7 protein-coding genes are annotated in these 6,789 nt (G+C 43.4%); all 7 read left to right on the top strand.

All coding sequences use genetic code 11. The annotated features are described in order from the left end of the window. The first annotated feature begins 141 nt into the window (after positions 1-141). The 7 genes from budA (at position 142) to ADH54_RS00980 (ending at position 6,595) form a co-directional block, all read left to right on the top strand. The gene (gene budA / locus ADH54_RS01010; RefSeq protein WP_049523532.1) at positions 142-873 is read left to right on the top strand and encodes an acetolactate decarboxylase; all 732 of its coding nucleotides are present in this window, start codon (positions 142-144) and stop codon (positions 871-873) included. 9 nt (positions 874-882) lie between these two features. Further along, positions 883-1,635: a YhfC family intramembrane metalloprotease gene (locus ADH54_RS01005; protein ID WP_049523531.1), complete on the top strand. Its 753-nt coding sequence runs from the start codon at positions 883-885 to the stop codon at positions 1,633-1,635. Positions 1,636-1,748: 113 nt separating this feature from the next. Beyond that, complete coding sequence (gene murB, locus ADH54_RS01000; RefSeq protein WP_049523529.1) at positions 1,749-2,654, top strand: UDP-N-acetylmuramate dehydrogenase; 906 nt, start codon at positions 1,749-1,751, stop codon at positions 2,652-2,654. Between the two features lie 159 nt (positions 2,655-2,813). Continuing rightward, entirely contained in the window at positions 2,814-3,971 is a 1,158-nt protein-coding gene (locus ADH54_RS00995; protein WP_049523527.1) for an ABC transporter ATP-binding protein, read from the top strand. Further along, positions 3,952-4,758 carry an ABC transporter permease gene (locus tag ADH54_RS00990; RefSeq protein WP_000753801.1) on the top strand — a complete coding sequence of 269 codons (807 nt, stop codon included), beginning with the start codon at positions 3,952-3,954 and terminating at the stop codon, positions 4,756-4,758. Before ADH54_RS00995 ends, ADH54_RS00990 begins: the two co-directional genes overlap by 20 nt. Continuing rightward, complete coding sequence (locus ADH54_RS00985; RefSeq protein WP_000712740.1) at positions 4,755-5,528, top strand: ABC transporter permease; 774 nt, start codon at positions 4,755-4,757, stop codon at positions 5,526-5,528. The genes ADH54_RS00990 and ADH54_RS00985 overlap by 4 nt, the downstream gene beginning before the upstream one ends. Continuing rightward, positions 5,525-6,595, top strand: a complete 1,071-nt coding sequence (locus ADH54_RS00980) for an ABC transporter substrate-binding protein (protein WP_049523525.1) — start codon at positions 5,525-5,527, stop codon at positions 6,593-6,595. Before ADH54_RS00985 ends, ADH54_RS00980 begins: the two co-directional genes overlap by 4 nt. Positions 6,596-6,789 lie beyond the last annotated feature (194 nt).

Raw genomic sequence — 6,789 nt, 5'->3', positions numbered from 1 at the left:
TCTATCCACAACCTCAAAACAGTGTTTTGAGCTGACTTCGTCAGTCTTATCTACAACCTCAAAGCAGTGCTTTGAGCAATCTGCGGCTCGCTTACTAGTTTGCTCTTCGATTTTCATTGAGTATAACAGATAAGAAAGTGAATGGATAAGAACGTGCAGGAACCAGTGAAATTATTTCAATACAATACTCTTGGAGCCTTGATGGCTGGCCTTTATGGTGGGACTATGACAGTAGGAGAATTGCTAGAGCATGGTGACCTTGGTTTGGGAACCTTGGATTCTATTGATGGGGAATTGATTGTCTTGGATGGTAAGGCTTATCAGGCCAAAGGGTCTGGAGACCAGCCAGAGATTGTAGAAGTGTCGCCAGATGCCCTTATTCCTTATGCAGCAGTAGTACCGCATCAGGCAGAGGTCATTTTCCGCCAGCGCTTTCAGATGACAGACAAGGAATTGGAAGAACGAATTGAGTCTTATTATGATGGGGAAAATCTTTTCCGCTCTATCAAGATTCGGGGGGAATTTTCGCATATGCATGTGCGTATGATTCCTAAGTCAACACCAGATACCAAGTTTGCTGAGGTCGCAACCCATCAACCGGAATATAGTCGTGACAATGTGGCGGGAACCATTGTTGGTTTCTGGACGCCTGAGATTTTTCATGGAGTCAGTGTGGCAGGCTATCATCTACACTTCATCTCAGATGACTTGACCTTCGGTGGGCATGTCATGGACTTTGTCATCAAGGAAGGCATTATCGAGGTGGGAGCAGTTGACCAGTTGGACCAACGTTTCCCAGTCCAAGACCGTCAATACTTGTTTGCTAAGTTCAATGTTGACGAGATGAAAAAAGATATTGAAAAGGCAGAATAGGAGAAGAAAATGACCATTCATATCATTATTACCATGTTGTTGTTACTGGCTTTCTTGATAGGGAGCATTTGGTATGCCAAAAAGAAATACAAGATTAATTTAGCTGTTTTGGGCTTGGGGGCTGTTGCTTTCTTTGTCTCTTCTCAGATTTTGGAAAAACTAGTGCATATCTTAGTTTTGCATCCTCAAAAAGACGGTAGTATTGCCCTCTTGCAAGACCATCCGCTTGTCTATATCATCTATGGACTAGCCATGGCAGCATTTTTTGAGGAAACTGCTCGTCTTGTTTTCTTCAAATGGTTGGAGAAAAAGAGAAGTTTGGAAAAGGCAGACGCTTTGGCTTATGGACTGGGGCATGGTGGCTTGGAATTAATTTTCCTAGGCCTTACTAGTTTACTCAATCTCTACTTCGTGCTTTCGGCAGTTCAAACTCAGGATCCACAGGTTATGAAATTGCTGTCTGAAAATATGTTGAAAACCATTCAGTCGCTATCAGTCTGGCAGATTTATTTGCTTGGTTTTGAGAGAATCTTGGCTCTAGCTTTCCAATTACTTTTGACAGTTTGGGTTTACCAAGCTGTTCGCCAGAAGAAATGGATTTATCTCCTAGCAGCCTATGGCCTACACGCCTTCTTTGACCTAGCACCATCTCTAGTCCAAGTTGGCTGGTTGACAAATCCAGTCTTGGTTGAAGTTGTCCTAGCACTTGAACTTGTTCTGGTTGCCTATGGAACCAAGGCAATCTTTTGTAAAAAATCATAATAAAAGGGGGAAACCTCTTTTTCTTATGCAAAATCCAAACAAGGTCTTTTTATGGTCGTCAAATGTCTCTAAAAATGGTATAATGGAATGAATTTTGTAAAAGGAAGAGTGACATGTCAGTAAAAGAAAAAATGCTTGAAATCTTAGAAGGGATTGATATCCGTTTCAAGGAACCCTTGCATAGCTATAGTTATACAAAAGTAGGTGGAGAGGCTGATTATTTGGTCTTTCCACGAAATCGTTTTGAGTTGGCTCGCGTTGTTAAATTTGCCAATCAAGAAAATATTCCTTGGATGGTTCTTGGAAATGCCAGCAACATTATCGTTCGTGATGGTGGGATTCGTGGATTTGTCATCTTGTGTGACAAGCTCAATAACGTTTCCGTTGATGGCTATACTATTGAAGCTGAAGCTGGGGCTAACTTGATTGAGACAACTCGCATTGCCCTTCGTCATAGTTTGACGGGCTTTGAGTTTGCTTGTGGCATTCCTGGAAGTGTCGGTGGTGCTGTCTTTATGAATGCGGGTGCCTATGGTGGCGAGATTTCCCATATCTTACAGTCTTGTAAGATCTTGACTAAGGACGGAGAAATCGAGACTCTGTCTGCCAAAGATTTGGCTTTTGGTTACCGCCACTCAGCCATTCAGGAGTCTGGTGCAATTGTCTTGTCAGCTAAATTTGCCCTTGCTCCAGGAAGCCATCAGGTTATCAAGCAAGAAATGGATCGCTTGACGCATCTCCGTGAACTCAAGCAACCTTTAGAATATCCATCTTGTGGTTCGGTCTTTAAGCGTCCAGTAGGTCATTTTGCAGGTCAATTAATTTCAGAAGCTGGCTTGAAAGGCTATCGTATCGGTGGCGTAGAAGTGTCTGAAAAGCACGCAGGATTTATGATCAATGTCGCAGATGGAACGGCCAAAGACTATGAAGACTTGATTGAGTCTGTGATTGAAAAAGTCAAGGAACACTCTGGCGTTACTCTTGAGAGAGAAGTCCGTATTTTAGGTGAAAGCAAGTAGAAAGCTGTAGTTGAAAAGCTGCTACTATGTCATGGAAAGGGGGTGAAAGCCTATCGGTAGCGAAGATGTATGCAGGTGGTTTTACTCCCTGCAAGAGGTAGTGGCGGCCTGACAGAGCCCTGATCTGTTAATCTATGAAAAAGAAGGAATTTATGCCAATTGAAAAAACCAATTATCGAATTCAAAAACGTCTCTAAAGTTTTTGAAGACAGCAACACCAAGGTTCTCAAAAACATCAACTTTGAGTTGGAAGAAGGAAAATTCTACACCCTTCTAGGCGCATCTGGTTCAGGGAAATCAACTATCCTAAACATCATTGCAGGTCTACTGGATGCTACGACAGGAGATATCATGCTAGATGGTGTCCGTATCAATGACATTCCAACCAACAAGCGAGATGTTCATACGGTCTTCCAATCCTATGCCTTGTTCCCACATATGAATGTGTTTGAAAATGTTGCCTTTCCACTCCGCTTGCGTAAAATTGACAAGAAAGAAATCGAGAAGCGCGTAGCGGAAGTTCTCAAGATGGTTCAGTTGGAAGGTTATGAAAGACGTTCCATCCGTAAACTCTCTGGAGGACAACGTCAGCGTGTGGCTATTGCCCGTGCCATCATCAACCAACCTCGTGTGGTTTTGTTGGACGAGCCTTTATCAGCGCTGGACTTGAAATTGCGAACAGACATGCAGTACGAACTGCGGGAACTGCAACAACGATTGGGGATTACTTTTGTCTTTGTCACTCACGATCAGGAAGAAGCCCTTGCCATGAGTGACTGGATTTTCGTTATGAATGATGGCGAGATTGTCCAGTCTGGAACACCTGTGGACATCTACGACGAGCCGATTAACCATTTTGTTGCGACCTTTATCGGTGAGTCAAATATCTTGCCAGGAACCATGATTGAGGACTACTTGGTTGAGTTTAACGGCAAACGCTTCGAAGCGGTCGATGGGGGGATGAAACCAAATGAACCTGTTGAGGTCGTTATTCGTCCAGAGGACTTGCGGATTACCCTTCCTGAAGAAGGCAAGCTCCAAGTTAAGGTGGATACTCAGCTCTTCCGTGGAGTTCACTATGAAATTATCGCCTATGACGAACTTGGAAATGAATGGATGATCCACTCAACCCGTAAGGCTATCGTGGGTGAGGAAATCGGTCTGGACTTTGAACCAGAAGACATCCACATCATGCGTCTCAACGAAACCGAGGAGGAGTTTGATGCTCGTATCGAAGAATACGTAGAAATCGAAGAGCAAGAAGCAGGTCTGATTAATGCAATCGAGGAGGAAAGAGATGAAGAAAACAAGCTCTAAACTCTTTGTAGTGCCCTACATGCTTTGGATTGCCCTCTTTGTATTAGCACCCTTGGTCTTGATTTTCGGTCAATCCTTTTTCAACATCGAAGGCCAGTTTAGTTTAGAAAACTATAAATCCTACTTTGCGTCACAAAACTTGACCTATCTCAAAATGAGTTTCAACTCAGTGCTTTATGCAGGAATTGTGACCTTTGTAACCCTCCTTATCAGCTATCCGACAGCCCTCTTTTTGACCCGCCTCAAGCACCGTCAACTCTGGCTCATGCTGATTATCCTGCCAACCTGGATCAATTTGCTCCTCAAGGCCTATGCCTTTATCGGGATTTTTGGTCAGAATGGCTCTATTAACCAATTCTTGGAATTTATCGGAATCGGTTCGCAGCAGTTGCTCTTTACCGATTTCTCCTTTATCTTTGTCGCAAGCTACATCGAGCTTCCCTTTATGATTTTGCCGATTTTCAATGTCTTGGACGATATGGATAACAACCTCATCAATGCCAGCTATGACCTCGGTGCGACTAAGTGGGAAACCTTCCGTCATGTCATCTTCCCTCTATCGATGAATGGAGTGAGAAGTGGGGTACAGTCTGTCTTTATCCCAAGCTTGAGTCTCTTCATGCTGACCCGTTTGATTGGTGGGAACCGGGTTATCACGCTGGGAACGGCCATTGAGCAGAACTTCCTGACCAATGACAACTACGGTATGGGTTCAACCATCGGTGTGATTCTCATTCTGACCATGTTCATCACCATGTGGGTGACTAAGGAAAGGAGAGAACGATGAAAAAATTTGCTAACCTTTATCTGGGACTGGTCTTTCTTGTCCTCTACCTGCCGATTTTTTACTTGATTGGCTATGCCTTTAATGCAGGCAACGACATGAATAGCTTTACAGGTTTTAGCTTGAGCCATTTTAAAACCATGTTTGGCGATGGTCGTCTCATGTTGATTGTGACTCAGACCTTTTTCTTGGCCTTTCTGTCAGCCTTGATTGCGACTATTATCGGGACTTTCGGTGCTATTTACATTTATCAGTCTCGTAAGAAATACCAAGAAGCCTTTCTTTCACTCAATAATATCCTCATGGTTGCGCCTGACGTTATGATTGGTGCCAGCTTCTTGATTCTTTTTACTCAACTCAAGTTTTCACTTGGCTTTTTGACTGTTCTTTCTAGTCACGTGGCTTTCTCCATTCCTATCGTGGTCTTAATGGTCTTGCCTCGTCTCAAGGAAATGAATGGCGACATGATTCATGCGGCCTATGACTTGGGAGCCAGTCAATTTCAGATGTTCAAGGAAATCATGCTTCCTTACCTGACTCCGTCTATCATTGCAGGTTATTTCATGGCTTTCACCTATTCGCTAGATGACTTTGCCGTGACCTTCTTTGTGACTGGAAATGGCTTTTCAACCCTGTCGGTCGAGATTTATTCTCGTGCTCGCAAGGGAATTTCGCTAGAAATCAATGCCCTGTCTGCCCTTGTCTTTCTCTTTAGTATTATCCTAGTGGTTGGATATTACTTTATCTCACGTGAGAAGGAGGAGCAAGCATGAAAAAACTCTATTCATTTTTAGCAGGAATTGCAGCGATTATCCTCGTCTTGTGGGGAGTTGCGACGCATCTAGATAGTAAAATCAATAGTCGAGATAGTCAAAAACTGGTTATCTACAACTGGGGAGACTATATCGATCCTGAACTCTTGGAGCAATTCACAGAAGAGACAGGCATCCAAGTCCAGTACGAGACCTTTGACTCCAACGAAGCCATGTATACCAAGATTAAGCAGGGTGGAACGACCTACGATATTGCCATACCTAGTGAATACATGATTAACAAGATGAAGGACGAAGACCTCTTGGTACCGCTTGACTATTCAAAACTTGAAGGTCTTGAAAATATCGGACCAGAGTTCCTCAACCAGTCCTTTGACCCAGGTAATAAATTCTCTATCCCTTACTTCTGGGGAACCTTGGGAATTGTCTACAATGAAACCATGGTAGAGGAAGCGCCTGAACATTGGGACGACCTCTGGAAGCCAGAGTATAAGAACTCTATCATGCTCTTTGATGGGGCGCGTGAGGTGCTGGGTCTGGGGCTCAATTCCCTCGGTTACAGCCTCAACTCCAAGGATCCCCAGCAGTTGGAAGAGACAGTGGATAAGCTCTATAAACTGACTCCAAATATCAAGGCTATTGTGGCGGACGAGATGAAGGGCTACATGATTCAGAATAACGCTGCAATCGGCGTGACCTTCTCTGGTGAAGCCAGCCAAATGCTAGAAAAAAACGAAAATCTACGCTATGTGGTACCGACAGAAGCCAGCAACCTTTGGTTTGACAATATGGTTATTCCCAAAACAGTCAAAAACCAAGATGCAGCCTATGCTTTTATCAATTTTATGTTGAAACCCGAAAATGCTCTCAAAAATGCGGAGTATGTTGGCTATTCAACACCAAACCTACCAGCTAAGGAATTGCTCCCAGAGGAGAAAAAAGAAGACAAGGCCTTCTATCCAGATGCTGAAACCATGAAACACCTAGAAGTTTATGAGAAATTTGACCATAAATGGACAGGAAAATATAGCGACCTCTTCCTACAGTTTAAAATGTATCGGAAGTAGGACTTAGCAGTCACGAAACGAATCAGTCAAGCTGGTTCGTTTTTCTATAGAGGGCAATTTTTTACTCCAGGAGTTTTTTCTTAGACTCACTAAAGTTACTTAAAATTATTTTAATACTCTTCGAAAATCTCTTCAAACCACGTCAGCTTCGCCTTGCCGTACTCAAGTACAGCCTGCGGCTAGCTTCCTAGTTT

The organism is Streptococcus pseudopneumoniae, from assembly GCF_001072315.1.
In the GTDB taxonomy this organism is placed as follows: domain Bacteria; phylum Bacillota; class Bacilli; order Lactobacillales; family Streptococcaceae; genus Streptococcus; species Streptococcus pseudopneumoniae_R.
This window is presented reverse-complemented; position numbering and strand designations above follow the sequence as displayed.